At 42.4% G+C, this 22,657-nt stretch carries 18 protein-coding genes; 7 read left to right on the top strand and 11 right to left on the bottom strand.

Annotation, left to right across the window (positions count from 1 at the left end; translation table 11 throughout):
* Positions 1-42: 42 nt before the first annotated feature.
* The 3 genes from glsB to GTQ48_RS02080 all read right to left on the bottom strand — a co-directional run bounded on the left by glsB (position 43) and on the right by GTQ48_RS02080 (position 3,878).
* On the bottom strand, positions 43-951 hold the full coding sequence (glsB, locus tag GTQ48_RS02090) for a glutaminase B (protein ID WP_163105075.1): 909 nt from the start codon (positions 949-951) through the stop codon (positions 43-45).
* 108 nt (positions 952-1,059) lie between these two features.
* Positions 1,060-2,418: an alkaline phosphatase gene (locus tag GTQ48_RS02085; protein WP_163104947.1), complete on the bottom strand. Its 1,359-nt coding sequence runs from the start codon at positions 2,416-2,418 to the stop codon at positions 1,060-1,062.
* A gap of 500 nt (positions 2,419-2,918) precedes the next feature.
* Complete coding sequence (locus GTQ48_RS02080; protein ID WP_163104945.1) at positions 2,919-3,878, bottom strand: chemotaxis protein CheV; 960 nt, start codon at positions 3,876-3,878, stop codon at positions 2,919-2,921.
* Positions 3,879-4,587: 709 nt separating this feature from the next.
* On the opposite strand from GTQ48_RS02080, the gene GTQ48_RS02075 reads away from it, so the two are divergent.
* From GTQ48_RS02075 to GTQ48_RS02060, 4 genes are all read left to right on the top strand, one after another.
* Positions 4,588-6,183, top strand: a complete 1,596-nt coding sequence (locus GTQ48_RS02075) for an isocitrate lyase (RefSeq protein WP_163104944.1) — start codon at positions 4,588-4,590, stop codon at positions 6,181-6,183.
* A 260-nt stretch (positions 6,184-6,443) separates the two neighbouring features.
* On the top strand, positions 6,444-7,388 hold the full coding sequence (locus tag GTQ48_RS02070) for a LysR family transcriptional regulator (protein ID WP_163104942.1): 945 nt from the start codon (positions 6,444-6,446) through the stop codon (positions 7,386-7,388).
* Between the two features lie 215 nt (positions 7,389-7,603).
* A complete protein-coding gene (locus tag GTQ48_RS02065) occupies positions 7,604-9,802 on the top strand; it encodes a malate synthase G (RefSeq protein ID WP_163104939.1) in 2,199 nt (732 codons plus the stop codon).
* Between the two features lie 181 nt (positions 9,803-9,983).
* Positions 9,984-10,883, top strand: a complete 900-nt coding sequence (locus GTQ48_RS02060; protein WP_163104938.1) for a patatin-like phospholipase family protein — start codon at positions 9,984-9,986, stop codon at positions 10,881-10,883.
* A 95-nt stretch (positions 10,884-10,978) separates the two neighbouring features.
* Here the strand turns inward: GTQ48_RS02060 and GTQ48_RS02055 are convergent, their stop codons facing one another.
* The 6 genes from GTQ48_RS02055 to GTQ48_RS02030 all read right to left on the bottom strand — a co-directional run bounded on the left by GTQ48_RS02055 (position 10,979) and on the right by GTQ48_RS02030 (position 15,987).
* Positions 10,979-11,995, bottom strand: a complete 1,017-nt coding sequence (locus tag GTQ48_RS02055; RefSeq protein WP_163104936.1) for an NAD-dependent epimerase — start codon at positions 11,993-11,995, stop codon at positions 10,979-10,981.
* Positions 11,992-13,101 carry a nucleotidyltransferase family protein gene (locus tag GTQ48_RS02050; protein ID WP_163104934.1) on the bottom strand — a complete coding sequence of 370 codons (1,110 nt, stop codon included), beginning with the start codon at positions 13,099-13,101 and terminating at the stop codon, positions 11,992-11,994. Before GTQ48_RS02050 ends, GTQ48_RS02055 begins: the two co-directional genes overlap by 4 nt.
* Before the next feature lies 1 nt (position 13,102).
* Positions 13,103-13,957 (bottom strand): HprK-related kinase A, encoded by an 855-nt coding sequence (locus tag GTQ48_RS02045; protein WP_163104932.1) that lies wholly within the window; start codon positions 13,955-13,957, stop codon positions 13,103-13,105.
* Positions 13,941-14,162, bottom strand: a complete 222-nt coding sequence (locus tag GTQ48_RS02040; RefSeq protein WP_163104930.1) for a hypothetical protein — start codon at positions 14,160-14,162, stop codon at positions 13,941-13,943. Before GTQ48_RS02040 ends, GTQ48_RS02045 begins: the two co-directional genes overlap by 17 nt.
* A gap of 1 nt (position 14,163) precedes the next feature.
* A complete protein-coding gene (locus tag GTQ48_RS02035) occupies positions 14,164-15,063 on the bottom strand; it encodes a hypothetical protein (protein ID WP_163104928.1) in 900 nt (299 codons plus the stop codon).
* A gap of 144 nt (positions 15,064-15,207) precedes the next feature.
* A complete protein-coding gene (locus GTQ48_RS02030; protein WP_203565045.1) occupies positions 15,208-15,987 on the bottom strand; it encodes a S1 family peptidase in 780 nt (259 codons plus the stop codon).
* Between the two features lie 191 nt (positions 15,988-16,178).
* Here GTQ48_RS02030 and GTQ48_RS02025 point away from each other — a divergent pair, with 191 nt between their 5' ends.
* From GTQ48_RS02025 to GTQ48_RS02015, 3 genes are all read left to right on the top strand, one after another.
* The gene (locus tag GTQ48_RS02025) at positions 16,179-16,808 is read left to right on the top strand and encodes a YdcF family protein (protein WP_163104926.1); all 630 of its coding nucleotides are present in this window, start codon (positions 16,179-16,181) and stop codon (positions 16,806-16,808) included.
* 72 nt (positions 16,809-16,880) lie between these two features.
* Entirely contained in the window at positions 16,881-17,705 is an 825-nt protein-coding gene (locus tag GTQ48_RS02020; protein ID WP_163104924.1) for a PEP-CTERM/exosortase system-associated acyltransferase, read from the top strand.
* A gap of 3 nt (positions 17,706-17,708) precedes the next feature.
* Positions 17,709-18,560, top strand: coding sequence for a ThiF family adenylyltransferase (locus GTQ48_RS02015; RefSeq protein ID WP_163104922.1), 852 nt, complete (start codon positions 17,709-17,711; stop codon positions 18,558-18,560).
* Between the two features lie 158 nt (positions 18,561-18,718).
* Here GTQ48_RS02015 and GTQ48_RS02010 read toward each other — a convergent pair whose 3' ends face one another.
* Together GTQ48_RS02010 and GTQ48_RS02005 are read right to left on the bottom strand one after the other, a co-directional pair.
* Complete coding sequence (locus GTQ48_RS02010) at positions 18,719-21,205, bottom strand: tetratricopeptide repeat protein (RefSeq protein ID WP_163104920.1); 2,487 nt, start codon at positions 21,203-21,205, stop codon at positions 18,719-18,721.
* Between the two features lie 64 nt (positions 21,206-21,269).
* On the bottom strand, positions 21,270-22,502 hold the full coding sequence (locus tag GTQ48_RS02005; RefSeq protein WP_163104918.1) for a hypothetical protein: 1,233 nt from the start codon (positions 22,500-22,502) through the stop codon (positions 21,270-21,272).
* Positions 22,503-22,657 lie beyond the last annotated feature (155 nt).

The raw sequence follows: 22,657 nt of genomic DNA, 5'->3' as shown, positions 1-22,657 counted from the left end.
CCAAGGCTATGAAGGTGCTTAAAGCGCAAAGATCAACACTCCCTAGTAGATAGACCAGTTAATTCGCTCACTTAACGAGGTTAATGCGGCCACGCCAAGTTGAGAGTTTCCGACACTGTTAAGAGCGGGCGAAAATACGCAAATGGTAAAGTGCCCAGGAACGACAGCAACAATTCCGCCACCTACCCCACTCTTACCTGGCAAGCCTACTTTGAAAGCAAAGCTGCCTGCTTCATCGTACATACCGCTAGTGGCAAGCAATGCATTAACCTGCTTAGTTTGATAAGGGGTTAGCACTTGCTCATTGTCACACGCTGACATGCCCCGATTGGCAAGAAAACTAATAGAGCGCGCCAAGTCTTCACAGCTCATCTCTAAAGCGCAATTATGAAAATAGTTGTGCAATACATCTTCAACTTCATTCTCAAAATTTCCGTAAGCCTTCATTAAGTAGGCCATTGCCGCATTTCTTGAGCGATGCTGAAATTCTGACTCAGCCACCACCTTGTTCACCATAATTTCGCCGTTACACGATAGACGACGAACAAAGTCCCGCATAGCGATATGGGGCGAGGCAAAACGGGACTGCACCATGTCGCTGACTACTAATGCACCAGCATTGATGAAAGGGTTTCTTGGCATCCCATTTTCGTATTCAAGCTGCACTAACGAGTTAAATGGCAATCCGGATGGCTCGCAACCTACCCGATCCCACATGGTCTCGCCATAGTGATTAATAGCGAGTACCAAATTGAACACTTTCGATATACTTTGAATAGAAAAAGGCACACCGGCATCGCCAATCGACGTAATCTCGCCCTGAATATCGCAAATCGCAATGCCGAATTGACGTGGATTAACGGTTGCAAGGGCAGGAATATAATCAGCCACCTTACCCATACCCAGCATGGGCTCTACCTCGTCATAAATATCTTGAAGTAGCGCTCGCATGTCATCGTTTATCAAATCAATTTCTCCACCCAGTTATATTTATGGTGCACTCAACGTGCTAATACCTAATAAAGCCTCAAACCCACGCTGAGTATTTACCTCAATAAATTACTTGTTTAAAGCGCTACTGTCTAACAAGGTAAATATAGTTTTGGCAATATCCGTATTGTCTATTTGTCCGCTAAACGACGTGGCACCTGCACCAAATGCAAACACTTCAACATCAACACCGGTATGACCTGTGGTAGTCCAACCTGTGTTTGTTTTAATATCTAAAAAGGTTTTCACTGCAGCGTATCGGGTTTCTTCATCTTGATTCGAGACACTATCTAACATAGCGAGCTCTTCACTGGTAAGCGACAGGCCTAATTGTTTTGCAGCGTATTCGCCCGGCATGTCTTCATCAACCATAGTCGCGGCTATAGTGCGTGCAGAAGCGGACATATTATGAAGATACTCAGGGCTCCAGCGGTAATCGCCACCAGCACCAATTGCCAAGCCACCCGTGCTATGGTCAGCGGTAAGCACTACCAATGTGTCTGGGTGCGTGTCTACATACTCACGCAGATACTCCATGGTTTGAGCTAAATCGTGCATTTCTGCCATGGCAGAGCCCACATCATTAGCATGACCAGCCCAATCTATTTGACTAGCTTCAACCAACAAGAAATAACCCTTATCATTTTCAAGATGCTTGATTGCATGTTTAGTAAGATACGCAAGGCGATCTTTGCGGTTATCGTCTAGCACCGCAGGAAGGGCTACAGGAGCGAATAAACCAATAACATCGCTTCCCGCTGGAATGGATGACAAGCCTTCGTAGGAGTCTACGTATTCATAGCCTTCATTCACAAACTGCGATAGCAGACTTCTGTCTTCTCGCTTAAAATAAACGGTTCCGCCGCCAAGCATTACGTCAGCAACAGGCTCACCATTTACGCGAATATCAAAAAAATCGTCTGCTATTTCGTTATAGTTTTTGCGGCTTTCATTGTGTGCGATGTAAGAGGCAGGCGTGGCGTGAACAATCTGAGAAGTAACGGCCAGCCCTGTTCTCATGCCCTTTGTTTTTGCATAGTGCATAACAGAATTGACAGGCTTTTTATCAACGTCAACGCCAATAGCGCCATTATATGATTTCACGCCAGCTGCAAGTGCGGTAGCCGCGGCGGCAGAATCGGTCACGTAACCAGATACTTTAGCAGGATACGTCGATGCGTTGCCTAGAAGAATGTCATCGAAAACCACGCTCTCAATTTCAGGCGTAGCAGCATTATCGACATAATTGCGATAGGCAGTGGTATAGGCGGGTCCCATTCCATCTGCAACAACCATTATGATATTTTTCGGCGTGTTTGTTGGTGCGACTTGTTGAGCGTTATTGACACTTTTAGTCACTGTGCAGCCTGCCATGAACGCGACAGACAAACTGCTTACTAATGAGGCACGTAATACGTGTTTAACCATGTTGAACTTCCCTGGGTAATAACATGCGCAATGTGTTTAGCAAAACGAAACGGCGCATACTGCTAAGTAATATATTTAGAAATCGTTGTTCACGCTTGGGCGTCTTGGCGCTTGTTGCACTTTAATCAATATAATACAACGACGAGTTAGGCTTTAACTAAAGTGCTTTCATGTATAAGTCGTTGTTTATTAAATTAAAGACACTCTCTTCTAAACGATATTTATTTAGAGGAATATATGTTTACAAGAGCGTGTTCGAAAAAGGCATTGCTTTTCTTTATGCAATTGTAAAGCAGACTCACCCCAACAACAAAACTAAAAGGTCGTAGGGGCGATGAAGTGAGGATAAAACAAGCACAAAGGCAGATGCTGGTATAAAACTTAAGCGCTAGCTTGTATTGATAGCTTATAAGATTGAGTTTTTATTAGCTCGTGTTACTGGGTCTTCTTTAGGACCGAATGTTAGAGCGCAGAGCCATGCTTATCTTTCTGGGGGACCTTTACTGCTTTTGCTCCGATAGATACTCGCGCATACGTTGCTGGGCAACATCTACCAACATATCGGGCTGAAATTTAGAGATGAAGCGGTCACAACCTACTTTTTCCACCATTGCATCATTAAAACTGCCGCTTAACGATGTATTAAGTGCAATAAACAATTTGCTCATTCTTGGGTCGCTTCGAACCTCGGCAGTTAAGCGGTAGCCATCCATTTCTGGCATTTCGGCGTCGGTGAACATAAGCAAAATTTCATCGCAGGGGTTTTTACCCTCATCAGCCCATTGTTTTAACAGCGCCAGTGCTTGTGCACCGTTTTTACGTTCTATAATAGTAATACCCAGCTGTTTGAGGGTATCGCTTATTTGTTTTCTTGCCGTGCTGGAGTCATCCACAATGAGCACTTTTTTATTAAGAAAATGGTTCACAATGTCGGTGTCGAGTATTTCTTCTGAAATCGTAATATCGTAATCAATGATTTCAGCAAGCACTTTTTCAACATCGATGATTTCTACCAGCTCGGTTTTACCTTCAACATTCACTTGCGTTATGGCGGTTAAATAGTTCGACTTGCCCATCCCGCTAGGAGGCGGCTGAATGGTATCCCACGAGGTGTTAACGATGCTTCTGACTTGACCAATGATAAACCCCTGCACACTGCGATTATACTCAGTAATGATGACGTTTCTGGCAGTTTCGTCCGTGGCAACACCGCGCATTTTAATCGATTGGCGAAGATCAATCACAGGGATCGCAATACCTCTATAATTCATCACGCCTCGTAGGTTTTCGTGGGAGCCCGGCATCGCATTAAGCTTTGGCATGTTGATAACTTCTTTAATCTTAAATACGTTCATAGCAAAAATATGACGTGTACCTAGCTGAAACATCAGTAGTTCCAACCTATTTTCACCAACCAACTTGGTTCTTTGGTCGACAGACGACAATACACTTTTACTCATACTACTCACTTTTATTTAGTATTCAGAGGGCAATGAAACCAACGCACTCGTTATCAATGTTACAGCGTGACAGGCTAGAGTATCAGCCTTCACGGCTGGTATGAATAGATTTGCACTAAAGTCTAAGCCCTAACGCACTCTTCAATGCACCATCTAATGCACCATCTAATGCAAAACCCAATTCCTCCCCAATGCAATATCCGATGTGATAACCAAAGTAAGAACCAATCAACGCTACTTACCCCAAATAACGAATATTTAGTACACCACCCGCCATATAAGTGGATTTGCCAGTCGAGTTTTGGCAGAGTTGTCAGCTTTTCTAAATGAAGTCTTATCCACGACCTTTTAAATATAGCCGTAAATGGCAGTATCATCCTATTTTATTGGATTCGGATAACTAGGGCGTGTTCTTAAAGCCTCTATAATGCCTGTCTTAAAGCTAAAGCCAATATCAAACCCAGAACCGATATCAATTCAGTCGACATTGGTCCTGACAATTCTTATATAGGCAGATGATTTCTTCGCCAAAGCATTCACAAGATAAATGACGGCAATGCAAAATATATATTTCTATTATTCCGACAACCACACTAGGATGAAATGGAACTCACGGAAACGCCCTACAGCTGAATAGTGACGAACGAAAGGCAAGCTTCATAAAAAACGCGTTAACGTAAAAATATAATCATAGACGGGAGAGACGCTCATGTCGCAATACCAACAAGATATCGATAACTTCGCAACTTTAAAAGCATCACAAAAAGGCGCATGGGAAGGTATTAATCCAGAATTCGCCGCTCGCATGAAGCTTCAGAACCGTTTCAAGACCGGTTTGGATATCGCTCGCTATACAGCGGCCATCATGCGTCAAGACATGGCAGACTACGATGCCGATTCTTCACAGTACACTCAGTCGTTGGGCTGCTGGCACGGCTTCGTTGGTCAACAAAAAATGTTGTCTGTTAAAAAGCATCAGGGCACTACAAGCAAAAGCTACTTGTACTTGTCGGGCTGGATGGTTGCAGCGCTTCGCTCAGAGTTCGGTCCTCTTCCAGACCAATCAATGCATGAGAAAACATCGGTTTCATCACTTATCGAAGAACTATACACATTTCTTCGTCAGGCCGATGCTCGTGAATTAGGCGACCTTTTCCATAAACTTGATGATGCAAAAGCAAACGGTGGCGATGTTGCAGCAATTCAAGCAGAAATTGAAAACTATGAAACTCATATCGTTCCAATTATTGCAGATATCGATGCGGGCTTTGGTAACGAAGAAGCGACTTATTTGCTTGCCAAGCAAATGATTGAAGCTGGTGCTTGCTGTATTCAAATTGAAAACCAAGTATCAGACGCTAAACAATGTGGTCACCAAGACGGTAAAGTTACCGTTCCTCATGAAGACTTCTTAGCGAAAATTAACGCGGTACGTTACGCGTTTCTTGAACTAGGCGTAGACGACGGTGTTATTGTTGCTCGTACCGATTCATTGGGTGCTGGCCTTACGCAAAAAATACCGGTATCTCAGTCTGAAGGCGACCTTGCGGCTCAGTACAACGCGTTCCTTAAAACTAGCGATGTTGGCGGTGCTGACGATGTGAATGAAGGCGACTTAATCCTTAAGCAAGGCGGAAAGCTTGTTAAGCCAGAGCGCTTACCAAACGGATTGTTCAGATTTAAAGACGGCTCAGGTTTCGACCGCGTTGTTCTTGACTGTGTTACATCACTTCAACACGGTGCAGATCTTCTGTGGATTGAAACTGAAAAACCTCACGTAGGTCAAATTGCGGAAATGGTTAACGCTATCCGTGAACAAGTGCCTGACGCAAAACTGGTTTACAACAACTCACCATCGTTTAACTGGACGCTTAACTTCCGCCAGCAAGTATTTGACGCGTGGAGTGAAGAAGGCAAAGACGTTTCTGCTTATAACCGTGCAGGCTTAATGGCAGTAGAGTACGACGATACAGAACTTGCTGCTGTAGCTGATGAGAAAATTAAGAGCTTCCAAGCAGACGCTGCTCGCGAAGCCGGTATTTTCCATCACCTAATCACGCTTCCGACTTACCACACCACCGCGTTGTCGACTGACAACCTAGCTAAAGGTTACTTCGGTGAAGAAGGTATGCTGGCTTATGTACGCGGTGTTCAACGCCAAGAAATTCGCCAAGGTTTAGCGTGTGTTAAACACCAAGCAATGGCAGGTTCAGATTTAGGCGATACGCATAAAGAGTACTTCTCTGGTGATGCGGCGCTTAAAGCATCAGGTGATGACAACACAATGAACCAGTTCGACGTTTAACGGAAAGTTCCCAACCTTTCCTTTACTGGGCACCTTAGGGTGCCCTTTTTTATCGTTATTCATAATATTTATGTTATATCTTGCTAATTTCATTACTAAAAAACTGAATATCTTTACTCGCCCTACCAATTAAATATTTAAATTCATAAACTTAAGGTAAGTAGTCAAATTTTAATTAAGACTAAACGCTTATCTGACAACAGACACAAAACGCTTTACAATACACTTCTCTAATAATCTTCAAAAAGAGCATTACAGCAATGAATATAGCGAAGGTCGATCTTAATCTATTGGTTTATTTAGATGTCTTACTGCGAGAGGGCAGCGTAACAAAAGCGGCAAACCAATTGAGTATTACGCAGCCGGCCATGAGTAACGGTTTAAAACGACTTCGCGACTTATTTAAAGACCCTCTTTTAGTGCGAACAAGCGACGGTATGACGCCCACTAAACGCGCGTTAGAACTTCAGCCTATTATTCGCGACGTGCTCGGCCGATTAGAAAGCTCTATTCAGCCAGAGTCTGAATTTGATCCGCTTACGAGCGAGAGAACCTTTCGCATTATGACCAGTGATTATGCAGAAAGTACCTTATTACTCGAGCTTGTTGGCCGGTTAGCCGACTTAGCGCCTAATATCACCTTAGATTTAATCACGCCGAGTGATGTGACGTTTCACGATGTAGAGCAAGGCAAGGTAGACATGGCGATAAACCGCTTTGACGAACTCCCCCTTTCGTTTCATCAAAAAGTGGTGTGGTATGACACCTTTAGCTGCGTAATGAGCGCCGACCATCCTTTAGTGCAAAAATGTGACTTAGAAAGTTACATTAACGCACAGCATATTTGGGTAAGTAAGACAGGCTTTGGCGTGGGCGTTGGTATCGACCCGAATGAAGTTCAAAAGCTTGGCTGGGTAGACGCAGAGCTCACAAAGATAGGGAAGCAACGGGCCATTCGCGTATTTACACGCCATTATCATGCGGCGCTTCAAATAGCGAAAAAACAAAAGCTTATTGCAACGTTGCCAAGTAAAGCAGCTAAGCTTTTCAAACACGATCCCGATGTAGTAATAAAGGAACCTCCGTTTGATATTCCTCCTATTGCGCTGAAAATGGCTTGGAGCGCACTACTTCATCACGACGCAGGTCATATTTGGCTACGCCGATTAATCAGTGATGTTGCGAGCGAAATGAATGCCGTTTAGTTGCAAATTATTATACTGAAAGCACCAACATTCACGAAGATTATGACAGCAATACAAACCATAAATTAAAAAACTATCTCTATACGCACTACACTAGGCAGAGACTTTACTAAAATGCACTTTACTGAAATGTACTTTATAAAAAGTACAGTAAGCACGTAGTAGATGCTTACCAAGTAAAACCTTTCCTAGTAACACAATGTATAGAGGTAGTTATGCAAGGATATATTACGCACGGTCGACTACAAGTTGCAGCGCAACTTGATAGCTTTATTAACGATCAGGCCATCCCAGGCACAAAAGTTCAGCCAGAATCATTTTGGAAAGGCGCTGAAGCCCTCTTTGCAGAATTCATTCCCCAAAATCGCGCACTACTTGAAAAGCGTGAACAGCTACAGCGCGCCATCGATGATTATCACAAAGCAGGCAACCCCGCTCCTGGTAGCGAATATACCGCTTTTTTAAAAAAAATCGGTTACCTCGTAGAGCAGCCTTCTGACGTTGCAGCGGCCACCACAAATGTGGATGCTGAAATTGCCACCATGGCAGGGCCTCAGCTTGTTGTACCTATTAACAATGCTCGCTATGCGCTCAATGCGGTCAACGCTCGCTGGGGCAGCCTCTATGACGCATTATACGGCACCGATGTTATCGGTACAGAAAACGGAGCAGAACCTGGCAAAGCGTATAACCCAGTTCGCGGCGCAAAAGTGGTAGAAAAAGCCAAAGCTTACCTAGACAGCATGATCCCCCTTGCAAAAGGCAGTCATGCAAATGCTGTAAAATACAAAATAGAGACGGGAAAGCTGTCGGTTCAACTTACCGATGGCGATGTGACTACCCTTGCCAATACCGAGCAGTGGCAAGGCTACCAAGGTGATATAAGCGCACCCTCTGCACTATTGTTTGCGCACAACGGCCTGCACTTTGAAATTCAAATAGACCCCACCCACCCCATTGGTGAAAGTGACTCAGCCAACGTAAAAGACGTACTCGTTGAGGCAGCAATCACCACCATTATGGATTGTGAAGACTCAGTTGCGGCAGTAGATGCTGAGGACAAAACATTGGTATACAGCAACTGGCTTGGGCTAATGAAGGGCAGCTTGCGCATTGAGATGACAAAGGGTGGCAAAAACATCGTGCGCGCTATGCATAGCGACCGTGCCTATCACCCGTCAAAGCACGTAGCTTCAGAGCAAAAGAACTCGCAAAACGAATTAGTGCTTTCAGGTAGAAGTTTGATGTTCGTTCGTAACGTAGGTCATTTAATGACAAACAACGCCATGCTATTTGATGGCGAAGAAGTGCCTGAAGGGATTATGGACGGACTCATCACTTCGCTTATCGCAAAGCACGACTTACTCGGCAACAGCGAGTATACAAATAGCCGTGAGGGTAGCGTGTATATCGTTAAGCCTAAAATGCACGGGCCTGAAGAAGTGGCGTTTTCCAATGTTTTGTTTGAACGTATTGAAGACATCATCGATGTACCGCGTAATACACTTAAAATGGGCATTATGGATGAAGAGCGCAGAACCAGCGTTAACCTTCAAGCATGCATTGCTGAAGCACAATCGCGCGTAGTATTTATCAATACCGGCTTTTTAGATCGTACCGGCGATGAGATTCATACGTCTATGCTGGCCGGCCCATTTGCTGAGAAAGCCTCATTAAAAACAATGTCGTGGATTAAAGCCTACGAAACCGCAAATGTGGCGGTTGGTTTACGCTGTGGATTGTCTGGCAAAGCCCAGATAGGAAAAGGCATGTGGCCAACCCCTGATGAAATGCAAAATATGATGGACGCGAAGATTGGACATTTAAAGGCCGGCGCGAACACCGCATGGGTACCCTCTCCTACTGCAGCAACACTGCACGCCCTTCACTATCACGATGTGAACGTGTTTAACGTACAAAAGCAATTAGACGAAAACTTCGACGGTTTAAACGACATTCTCACTATCCCGCTTTTAGCAGACACTTCAAGCCTAACTCGTGACGGTATTAAACGTGAGATAGATAACAATGTTCAGGGAATTTTAGGCTACGTTGTTCGCTGGGTGCACCAAGGTGTAGGGTGCTCGAAAGTACCTGACATTAATGATGTCGGCTTAATGGAAGATAGAGCCACACTGCGTATTTCTTCGCAGCACATTGCCAATTGGTTAGAGCACGGCATTGTAAGCGTTGACCAAGTCAAAGAATCGCTGTCACGCATGGCTGTGTTGGTAGACGAACAAAATGCCAGCGATGCTGAATACATTCCAATGACGCCAGATTTGGAAAATTCCATTGGGTTTCAGGCCGCTAGCGACCTAATATTTAAAGGTAAGGAGCAACCATCAGGTTATACCGAGCCTTTACTGCATGCTAAACGCCGTGAAATGAAAGCAAAACTAGCGCAGTCATAATACTACTTATGCAATATAACGAACGGGTGCTTTTTAGCACCCGTTTTTTCTTTGTAAAGCAAAGGCTAATCGTAAAAAAATGCAAAATATAAGTGGTGATTTATCGTCTCTACACTATGCTTACGTTATGCATTAAATACTCAGTAAATCTCACGTTGCACGCAATAACTATGAGAAAAGCATGCCAATAGAATCTGTATCCAATACGCGCATTGTTCCTATCTTTTCAGGGGGAGGAACTCGCCTTAGCGCACATATTGGCATTATTAAAGCGCTGCAAGACATGAACATCGAATTCTCCACCCTTGTGGGTGTATCTGGCGGCTCTATTGTTGCGTCATTATTTGCCAAGGGTTGCTCCGTTGAGCAAATGCGAGAGCTAGCGCTTAACACCGACTTTAAGCAGTTTACTGCTTTCAGCCTGTTCAGATTACTCCGAGAAGGCGGTTTGTCCTCAGGGGATGTATTTCAGCAGTGGATTGATGAGCAACTAGAAGGCGCAACGTTTTCAGATATGCCAATGGCCTTGAATATATTGGCTACCGATGTAAATGGTGGAGGACCCGTGCTATTTAATCGAGCCACCACGCCAGACATGAAAGTGTCTGAAGCGGTACGGTATTCCATGTCTATTCCTCTCATATTCTCATTTAAACCATTTAAAGAGTACTTGCTGGTAGATGGCGCCATATTATCGGAAGACGCACTATTTGAAGATTGGCAGGGTGACGGCACACCATCAGTATGTTTTCGCCTACAAAGCACCATGCAAAAACGCAGAATAATTAAAAAGAATGTATTACAGCTGCCCCAGTATGTGGGCATGCTTATTAGAACATTTATGACGGCAATGTCTCGGGAATATGTAAACGCCCGTTATTGGCACAACACCGTAGTGGTGAATACGGGTGAAATTTCAGCGGTGGATTTTTCGCTAACGCCAGAGATAAAAAACACCCTATTCGACCTTGGATATTCCACAACACGTGAGTTCTTGCCGAAAAAATACGCGGGATATATTCAAACAAATGGGAAAAGCAGCGGGCAAGAGGAAACGGAGCAAAAGAGCACGGTGCGTTAACTACTACTAAACGTTCTATTAAACGGTAAGCGACTGAATCCACCCAGCACTATCGCGAGAGTCGATTCACTCGGCCATCTACAACAACTGCAAGTTTAGATGTTGTAAAAATCTCGATACCAATCAACAAACGCTTTCACACCTTTGTCGATATTCGTTTTTGGCTGGTAACCAGTGTCAGCCACTAAGGAAGACACGTCGGCGTAGGTATCTGGCACATCGCCAGGCTGCATAGGTAACAGCTCTTTTTTAGCCTCTACGCCTAATGCCTCTTCTAAGGTTTCAATAAACCGAAGCAGATGTACTGGCGTCTGAGCACCAATGTTGTATACCTTATAAGGCGCTTTACTGGTACTTGGATCGGGTTGCTTGCCATCCCACTGCTCATTTGGCGATGCCACATTATCGAGAGACTTAATAACACCTTCAACAATATCGTCAATATAAGTGAAGTCACGACGGTGATTACCGAAGTTGTACACTTGAATAGTGTCGCCCTCTAAAATCTTTTTCGTAAATTTAAACAGCGCCATGTCAGGTCGGCCCCAGGGCCCATATACGGTGAAAAAGCGTAAACCAGTGGTGGGCAAGTTATACAAGTGACTGTAAGTGTGCGCCATGAGCTCATTGGCTTTCTTCGATGCTGCGTAAAGGCTAACTTGATGGTCTACATTATGCTGCTCTGAGAACGGCATAGTTTCATTGGCACCGTATACTGAGCTAGATGAGGCATACACTAAATGACCTACACTGTTGTGCCGGCACCCTTCAAGAATATTCACAAAGCCAACAATGTTTGAATCTACATACGCATTGGGGTTTTCAAGTGAGTATCGAACCCCGGCTTGCGCCGCTAAATGCACAACCCTGTCGAATTTATGCTCTTCAAATAGCGCAGTCATTTTATCCCGCTCTTCTACTCCCATCTCGATGAACGTGAAATGTGACGCCGCATCTGAGGTATTGATATGTGCTAGACGAGCGTGCTTCAGGTTAACATCATAATAGTCGTTAATATTGTCAATCCCGACAACATGGTCACCACGATTAATTAGATACTGTGATACCGCTGCGCCAATGAAGCCTGCAGCGCCGGTGACAAGAATTTTCATAGTCCATTTCTTTTAGGTTTGGGCTTTCTGAAGAAGTACTCTCCGAAAGCAAGCTTAATTAAATTGCGATACGTTTTATAAGTTACTTGCTTAAAAAGAATATGAAGTGGCATTTTTGAGCAGTAACCTAAAACATAATTGACGCTGTCCCATAGCCATCTCCCATCACTTTGAATAAATGAGGAATTTGGCACTATAGCTTTTCTAAGAATAAAGTGTCTCATACGGATGTAAAGCGACAAATTAGCAGATGCGTGCTCAGAACCGATTTCGGTATTAAAAAAGTCCTCTAACAATAATGACAAAACTATCCATTCTTGTTCAAAACCTTCTTTGATAAACAGTGCCTCTGTTTCAGCGACGTTTTCACTCGCGCTTCCTTCGCCATAAAGCAGCACGAAAATATCGGTTAAATCACGCAAGCCATTTTTTACATCTTCATTTAAAATAAGATGAAGAGCCGAGTGTAAAACGAGCCAAGCTCTCGAGGGAATGGTGGAAGAAAAATCACTGTCAGATTCACTGCTATGTATTAACGCATGAATATCTAATAACCGTCCTTTTATCGGAGGGATCAACGTATGATGAACGTCAAGAACAACACCTTCGTTATCGTGTTTCAAAGGAGGTATTTCATGTGACCACTCACGGTAATACTTATCATCATGCTCGTCCATATTTTTAAATGACCAACCAGCACCTAACAGAGCCTCCTCCGCTTTATCAATATTCTCTTTTTCAACACAAATATCGATATCGGTCATCAACCGCCCCATACTATTTCTCTTGCTACCAAGAATGTATGCAGCGCCTTTTAAGAAAACAAACGGGATATCTATCGCATTAAATAGACGAATTAGCTTCTTACCCTGCACTTCTGTTTGAATGACCTGCGCATTGGCAAAGTTAATAGCAGACAAGAACATATCTTCACAATATTCAGGAATACAGTAGAGTTGATTGCTTCGCTCTAAACGATGATAAAACGACGCTACAAGAGAGTTTTCTCGCAGCACGCGAACAAACGAGTTCCATTTGTTAGCATCAAAATCATCAAAACCATTTAAGTAACAATATGCATTTAAAAATTGCTTTTGGCTTAGCATACTACTCAACCAACCCACTCAAATAGTCATCTAAATCGTGTGCGTCACTATACTCAATCTGCATAGCCTGGCACGATGATGATATTTCACTGAGTGCTGAAAACCCCTGTTTGCCCATAATATTATAATTAAAAGCATTTCGGAGCAGCATGGCAAAAGACTCTACACTCGATATCATTCTAATTGTTGTTTCTTTATGAGGGACGTAGCGAGGAAACACCACAAATTTAGGCTTTGAGGGTACAAAGTGTCCGAATTGCTGACAAGTATATAGTCTGGCGTGTGCAATATCGCCCTTGTGAGTCCCACGCGTTATATTCGATAAATTGACGTTTTCACATAATGTACTTATCACATCAATTGATTTATTTTTCAAAGACGCTGGCCTGTACAAAGGAGACACCTCCAATGTGTTTGGGTCTATCAATGCCATTTCGTCAGAAAACATTTGCCAACCAGAGTAGCCTAAATAAGTAGCAAGAGTTGATTTACCAGACCCCGATGAGGCTGGGAATAAAATAGCCTTACCATTCTTTACAACAACGGATGAATGCAAGCTTAGCTTAGTATGCTGATATGCCGCTACAGCCCAGTTCATAGCCCACTCAATCGAAGGGAGGAGGTGCTGATCTGAAATAGGGTTAAAGGGCTTTACGCCTTCAACACTTATAATGCGCTGGCGACGAAAGAAACGGCGCAACGGCGACGTGTTTTCAATGGAAAGGGAGAAATCATAAAATCCATCTTTCTCCGGCGTTAATCTCTCTAAGTAAAGATTACTAAGTTCAGAAACAACAGGAGCAGAAAGGCCTTTAATAGAAAATGTATAGGGCCCGCTATCAATAGCTATAGTCAACGCTAAAAAATCCTTGAGCCAGAAGTTCGCTTTTTATTTTACACCTAGATGGCTCATCAGACGACAAAAGGCGATGTAAAGTAGGAAATTCTTTTTCTATGGCTGAGGTAATAAGCACTACCGACGAGTAATCGCTTTTCAGCAGTGCTATTCCCGAACCATCTTCAAATACTGTGAACGCCTCCGAGCTTTCGGAATCCAGCATTTTAGTTCACTTTTAGAAGCGCTGAAGCCTTAATACTTAGAGGGTTACTAAACAACCCAGCTATCTTAGCCGTTAAGTCACTCGCAAAACCAGCGTCAGTGACATTTTCTAGTACTACCGAAAGCAAATGTTCGCAATAAGTTCTTTCATTATAACCAGCAGGTATTCCGTTACAGAAACCCGCTTTGAGATTAAGATAAAGCGCGGCTACGTTTAGCGCAACACCAGAACCGTTTTTGAGCTCATCGAGCACGTTAATAGATGAAGTATTTGCTTTACCGTCAGCTCCGACACCCGACACGTAAACCAAATCGATGTCAGCTAAATCTTCCAACTTAGAGCGAACAGCAAATAGCTCGCCCATGTGCCAAAACTTGCTCGCATCAAACTGTGCTTTCAATGTAGATTCAGACACTTTTGAAACATTAGCGTTTTTTGCGCCTTCAAGCTTTTTGAGATCACTCTTTAATTCTGTGGACATCAAACTACCATTCCAGCCCACAATGTTCGTAATTTTGAACGCGCCATCGTAACGGAAAATTGGAAATTCATAGTGCACAGGCGAAGTCACTGAATGGTCTTCATCTAGCCATGTAGTTTTAGTAAACATGCCGCCAATAATCCCACGTGCTTTTGCATCTGGAATTGGCGTAGGGTTTTTATTCATGGAAGTGAACACAGTGTTGAATTGCGCTGCGCTGAATCCAGTTGGGCTTACGTTCTGCGATGGATCGTCTTCAGCAGAAACACGGCAAACGTTTTCTAGTGCTTGAGAACCACCTGAAACACCTGATGCATTACACGCCCCCCATACCGACTTTGACGGGATGATTGTTACACCTGCAATCGCTCCAGAAGCCTTAATAAACTTGCGGCGACTATTGTTATCCTGACTATTCACACTCTTACTCCAAAATTCTTGCCGTGACTAACACGAAACTTTAACCCTATCATGCAAAAAGTGCACCCAAAATAAATATACTTGAATTCATAAGCTTACACTCTTGTTCCGATATCGTTGTAAACTAATTTGACACTTAGAGTTTTACTGTTCTTTCGACATGAGGTTTAGTACATGCCTCACTGGTATGGCATATGATATACCTGTCGGTGCAGAAAGTGCACTTTCCTTTGTATCTTTTACTAGCACCTTATTTATCACCCCTATTATGTCGCCAGTAGTCGGGTCATAAACCGGGCTCCCACTATTACCAGGATAAGCAACAGCATCTAATTGATAAATTAGACTTGGGTTTTCTATTCTAGCCAACATACGCGACGTTAATTGGTTTGAATTATGAGCCGGTATGGCATCGGGAGTAATTGCCGATATATAACCTCTATGGGTTGCTGGATATAAACCAAGAATTGCACCAATCGGGAACCCAGTAAATGCAACCTCACTCCCAGGTGGTAAAAGAGCCTCGGTTGATAAATGAACGGCTGTCAATTTTTCATCTAATTTAAGTAGTGCAAGATCGTGCTGAGGGTCAATTTTTTCTAGAGTCGCTTTTATCTTTCTAACTTTGGTTCCTCTACCACTTAGTACAACGAAATGCTCCACTATAGAGGGATCTAACACGTCAGATACAACATGATAATTTGTGATAGCGTAGCTGCCATCTCCAACTACAAAACCTGTGCCTTGTATTTTTGGAGTCGAGTATTTGATGGGCGCCTCTATGGCAATAGCGAGCGTGCTTTCTGAAATAGCTTTCACAATGAACGGAAAATTATGTCTATCTGGTTTCGAAAACGCTTCTTTGGCCGGATATACCAGGACAATAATAGATAAAATACAAATAAGTAATCGTTGAATATTCATGATAAGTTCTTTATATATGTAACTGTATGAGACTACTTTAAAAAGAGGCACAAATCAAAATGTTAGTACTAAAGCAAATAGTGCTATTCCTTATGTCGCCCCTTTGTATCAGCCTAACCCTCCTTTTTTTTAGCGCCTACTTTTTAAAATTGTATAAAACTGAAATAGCAGCGAAATTGTTGAGAATGTCTATGAGTATACTGCTTATCTTCTCTCAGCCTTGGGTTGCGAATTTGTTATTGTATCCTTTAGAATTCTGGAAGTTTGAAATAAATGAAATTAAAACAAAACCAGAGGTTATTTTCGTACCAGCCTGCTATTATCATAGCGGTGGAAAAGTTCCTGAAATAACTCGCTGGCACGAGTGTTCACTTCAGAGAATGCTGTTAGCTTATCAATTACATTTAGAGCTTCAAGTACCGATTCATTTCACTGGCGGTAATTTTTTAAATGACGAGAGTATCTTTTTTGCTGACAAAGCAAAATCATTTATGACGTCTCTAGGAGTAGATGGCATCGACATTGTAGCTATTCCTAAGGGATATAACACAAGGTCTGAGGTGATCGCTTTAAACGCAACTTTAGCTGGTAAAACAATTGTGGCAGTTTCTAGTGCCACTCATCGTTACAGACTGTCTAGCCTTCTCTCAGATTTTAAAATTCAACATCAGGTATTAAGTGTAGACTTTCACAGTTCTGGGGAGTTAACACCCTATATAACAATACCTTCCTATGCTGCACTGAATAATACTGGCAAGGCTATATACGAATACATGGCGATTGCTAAATATTTTGTATACGATAGTAGAATTGCAGTTTAGAGTAGATAAGGTGAATACTCTGCTAGACTTTATTAGCACTGTAAAATAAAAAGCGGATGGAATCATATTCACGTGACAAACAAATCAATCATCGGTAGCGTCAAAACATTTGTTGGACCTAAGAGTCGATTAGGTAAACTGTTGTCAGGCTACGAAACTATCCGAGAAGCAAAATTTATCTCGAAGCACTTTTCAGCTTATCTTGAGCCAGCGGTAGCACTATCCGAAGATATGAAAATTGCTAGCTACAATATTCGCCACAAAGTTTACTGCAAAGAGCTTTCATTTGAGGAAGAAAACGACCTACAAATTGAGAGTGACGAGTTTGATAAATTTTCTACTCCGTGTTTAATCCGTCATAAAGCATCACAAAAGCTTGCAGGCACCGTTAGATTGGTTAGACCAACTGAATCTGGACAACTCTTGCCAATAGAAAAATACTGCCTTGACTCGATAACCCACAAAACATTATCGCCATCCAACTTCGATAGAAAAGACGTGTGTGAAATTTCAAGGCTAGCCGTGCCAAAAGAGTTTCGTAAACGTCAAATGGATAGTTTTTCTGGGGCAGCACTAGGTGTTATCAACGAGAATACCTATTCCGAAGAGGAACTTCGTTGTTTTCCATTTATCGCGATAGGATTATACTTTTCTGCAGCTGCTATGGTTATTCACTACGATATTAAGCACACTTACGTAATGATGGAACCTCGCCTTGCTAGAAGCATGAGCTTTGTGGGGATCAAATTTGAGCAAGTAGGTCCTGTTGTAAATTACCACGGAAAAAGGGCACCGTATTATATAAACCCATCTCTGCTTTACGCTAACCTAAGACCGAGCTTTAAGGTAATACTAAACGAAATCCAAGACACAATTAGCACTTACCCAAAAGGATAATTCATGTTCGACTACGAGAAAGCTTTTTCTAGAAACCTCGGCTGGGTTACGGAAAACGAGCAGATAGTGCTAAGTAAAAAGCGAGTGGCAATTGCGGGCTGTGGGGGTGTAGGTTTTGAACACGCTGTCACATTGGCGAGAATGGGTATACAACACTTTAATCTTTCTGACTTCGATGAGTTCGAAATTCACAATATGAACCGCCAAGCCGGCTGTTTTTCAAGCACTATAGGCGAGAGCAAGTTAAATGTTTTAGAAAGAACACTGTTAGACATAAACCCAAATTGCAGTATTAAGAAGTTTCCTGATGGTATAAATGAGAAAAACTTTGAAAGTTTCTTAGCGAATGTTGATGTGTATGTAGATGGTTTAGATTTTTTTGTTTTAGAAGTAAGACAAATTTTATTCGAACATTGCCGGAGTTTATGTATACCTGCAATTACAGCCGCTCCCTTAGGCATGGGGGTCTCATTTTTGTGTTTTACGAAAGATAGCATGACATTTGACGACTACTTTGTTTTTAGTAAGGCCAAGGATGAAAATGACAAAGCTATCAGATTCCTACTTGGTTTAAGCCCCTTCATGCTTCAGAAAGAATATCTAGTAGACAAAACAAGGGCAAACTTTAAGGAAAAAAGAGGACCATCTACTCCATTTTCAGTGAAGCTGTGTAGTGGTGTTATAGGCACCAACACAATCAAGCTTTTGTTAGGTAGAGGGGAAGTTGTCACAGCGCCTAAGGCGCTGCACTTTGATACGTATACGAATAGATTAAGGGTGTCTCATCTAAGGTGGGGAAACAATGGAGTTCTACAGAAGATAAAACATCGCATTGCACGTAAACTACTACTCTAATGAAACTGTTAGTCTTCCTCTCAAACCTTCTTATTAGAGATACTTGTTTCTAAACGCCCTATCAAACGTATAATTTTCTTCATTTGCCCCTAATGAATAGATAGTAAACCACCAAGTCTACTATCTATTAGGTAATGGGTAGATGGTTCAAAATTTGGCTATCTATTCTTGTCTATTAGTTCTTTGGTATCTAAATAAGCACTATTATCTGGGTCTGCTTGAAGGGCAATGTTTAAGTATTTTTTTGCCTCTTCGAATTGCCCTTTTTGCGCTAGCAAATAAGCCACATTATTTAAGGAGTCGGGACTTTTATATAGAATAGTTTTAGGTACAGACAGGTATGCTTCTAGTGCTTTTTGAGGTTCATCTGCAACACTAACCATTGCATATAACAATTTTGCATTATCATGATTGGGGTTTTCTACCCCGTGTTCTTCTAATAATTTAACAGCCTTGCCTGTTAATGAATGCTGTAAAAAATGATACGCATAATTAATAACAATTTTTTCAGATGGTTCAATTGTATAGGCTTTTTCAAGCAATGCTCGCTGCCTAGATATGTTCCCACCTTTACCTTCTAAACGAGATAACTCATAAAAGAGTTCGCCATCAAAAGGGTTTTTCTCTATCAATGAGTTCAAAAGAGCTTTAGCCTTATCTATCTCATTTTCAAAAATATAAGCCCTCACAAGCCCTCTCTCCATTGTTTGAGAAGCCTTTCCTGAGATAGACAAAGGCTCAATGGTATCGATGATTTGACTGAATTTTTTCTCACCTAGCAAAAGTCTTACTACAGACTCCATGGGGGCCGTCGAATCTGCATTAAGACTCCACTCTTCAAAGAAGGCAACAAGTTTTGGTGTGCTCCCAACAGCAAGTAGAGAAGTAATTTTAAGCTTAGTGACTGGGTCTTCTAAAGAATGCGTGTAAGCGGCTGGAATTATATCTAATGCATCGCCATAAGCTTCCTCTCTGATGAAACGCTCAGAGAAAAACGCTTTCAAGCCGATTTCTTGTTGGGAAAGTTGTCGACGTAGCCACTTTTTATTTTCTTCACTCTTGGCGTTCAGATAGCTAACAACCTTGAGTGGAAAAATGTTTAAGTTATTCTGCAGAGCTACAGCTTCAAGGTGGGAGTGATCAGGTTTAGTTTCCAACTTTTCTGCCGCGTTTATGGCGAGGTTTAAAGTTGCGTTAGACCCTCTACCACTTTCAATTAAATCGATAGTTAGTTCGTAAGCATCTTTGAACCGCTGTTCTAATAAAGCTATATTTACTTTTATATGGCCTTTTACACTTTCATCTTTAATTGAATCAACATACCTTCTAGCAACCTCTGTATTATTTTCTCTTAAATTTTGATACATCAGCGCAATTAGCACTCTCTCGTTATCTCCATCTAAAGCTAATAGTTCTTCCAACGACATTGAAGCTTCTTTGTTTAGCTTAGAACTCAATAAATTCTGAACTGTGACAGAATAAAAATTGTCTGGGTATACCCTTTTAAGGCTATCGAAAAGTAGTGAAGCCAGATACTGTTCGTCACCTTGTTTAGCCAGAGAATAAGTAATACCACTTACCGTTGAGGCGATGTCGATCTCCTCCCCCCCATCAAAAACCTCATCAATGACCCGAGTCAATGAATTTCCGTCATTTAATTTAAGTGCTGTCAATAACGCAAAAGCAGTAGCGGCGCTATTGCTTGATGTTCTAATACTTACGCTTAATAAATCATTAAAAGCACTTTCGAAATTTCCCATCTCGTAAGCGCTCACACCTCGAAGTAACTTCGCTTGCAATTCAACCTCTTGTGCCACGTTAGCTCGTGTTGCATTGCGATAGGCCTGTGCAACCTTCCCTTCCTGTAAAGCTGTCACACCCAAAATGTAGTTACCGTAAGAATGACTTTCGACAATTTCAGTTAGTTTTTGACCATATGTTTTAGCTAGTTTCCAATCACCCGCGGCCACGGCACTTCTTGCAATAAAGTAGATACTACGAGCATCATTAGGTCTTAATTCGCGATAATACTCAAACGCTGCTAAAGCTTCATCAGGTTTAAAAAGACGATGCTGATACACTCCCTGAAACCAGTATGCGTCAGCGTTATTAGGATCTTCAAAAGCGGCCTTTTCGGCATATTGTAGCGCTTGGCTAATTTGCCCGTTTTTTGCTGATAGAAAAGACTGAGACAAAGAGTCATAGCTACCTGTATCTAATTTTTTTTGAATCTCACTGACAAGCTCAGGATTGTTTTGGGTTAGGGCTGCGTAGAGAGCAAACGCATCCGCCATAGCATTCAAGTCGCTGTTATCAGAAAACAACTTAAGCGCATAGTCATATGCTTCGTTTAAAACTGCACTAGCAATGAGTTCATTAACAAAACGCTTATCACCAAGCTCATAGGCCTTATCAAAATTACTCTGCGCATCTGGAAATGCGCCCTTCATAAATTGTGCTTTTGCAAGAACACCCCTCGCTTCAGTATCCTGTGCATTTTTTTGAAGCAGTGACTTCGCTATTACTTGTGCTCTTTTATCGTCTCCCTCTTGCAACGCTTTTTTTGCATCTTGTATTTGGGAGTTTTCGTTTGGTGAACAGGCAGATAGGAGAAGGGCTATTGTTATAATTTTAATCGCGTTCATTATTCTTACTCAACTAAAAAGGGCCACTAAATAGTGGCCCATATTATCTTACTCAGCTAATTGATTAAAAGAACTTTCTACGGAAGCCCAACATCATTAGCCCTAATGCACTTATCATCAATGTTCCTGGCGCAGTAGCTTCGATAGTAGCGTTACCGTCTAATTGAGTAGTTCTTGCAAGCAAGTTCAGGCTGCAAGACGCACTTGCACTATCGCTTGCACACCCACCAGCAGCACGAACAGTAGCTCGTAAGTCATCCCACAAGCTATCGGCAGGACCGTTAGCGCCTATGATGCTTGAACAACCACCAAAGGAGATATCACCTGGGTTTGAACCGCCAAAACCTGGGCATGTATTTGCCATTGCAGTAACTTCTGCCACTGTCAGATTCGTATCTGTGTAGTAGTAAAGCTGTTCACCATTAGCATTACCTGCAGGGTTGTTGGTACCAACCTCCTGAGACTGGAGTGTTCCTGGCAATCTGCTTGAATCTTGGATAGTAGTCTTGAACGTAAGCGTTGGGGGTAATGCGGTACCATCAGCAAGGATGTCTGCAAACGAATTACCATACTCATCGAATAGCAAACCTTGCTCGGCTTGCACCAAAGCACCGTCTATTTCAAGGTTAATTTGCCCGCCGAAGTTCAGTTGTGTATTGGTAACACCAAAAGAGCCCGCAAACCCAACACGCTGACCACTAGTGTCTGCCAAAAATAAGTTAAAAATACCTTCAGTTAAGTTGGCTGCTAGTAGTTCTTCCGTAGCGGCTGTAGGGTCATTGCCGTTTAAGCCATCTAACAAATTTTCGCCATTTACGCGCGCAATTGCAGCACAGTCTCTAGCGAAACCGCCTGGTGCCGAGCAATTTCCAGTAACTGCAAGCACAGAATCGATGTAAGCATTCAGCGATACACCGTCAAAATCAGCACCCGCTTGAAGTAGGGCTGCTGCCTCTCCATCTGTAACAACTGCCTCACCGATCAACAAGTAGTCCGCTACTAGTCTGTATGGTGCTGTTGAACCGGTGCCAATTGCAGTATTCGATGTACCTAACTGTAATGTTCCAACTTCAAGGTCAGTTCCAAAGTCGAAAACAAACTCGCCATCGTCAACAAACCCGTTTTCTGTTTCGTCTATGTAATAAGAAACTGGGAAAAATGGTGGAAAATCAATTGTGTCGAAGTTTATTGTACCGCTTGCCCCTGCAACCTTGCTGTAGTCTAATGTAACAACGCTTGCCGCAGCAGAGCTAGCCATTGCTAACCCAACGAGTGTTCCTAATATTAATTTCTTCATAATGTAACTCCGGTAGAGAACTTTTTAGTTATGTCATAAACCGTAATGCAAAGCTCAGACCAAGACTTAAAAATAAATAAAAAACAGCAACTTAACAAATCAACCAATCATCATCATGATTATTTTGTAAAAAAAACAGACAGAGCATGTGAACT

Source organism: Alteromonas genovensis (assembly GCF_010500895.1).
In the GTDB taxonomy this organism is placed as follows: Bacteria; Pseudomonadota; Gammaproteobacteria; order Enterobacterales; family Alteromonadaceae; genus Alteromonas; species Alteromonas genovensis.
Note: the sequence above shows the minus strand (reverse complement) of the source record. Positions and strands in the feature narration are given on the sequence as shown.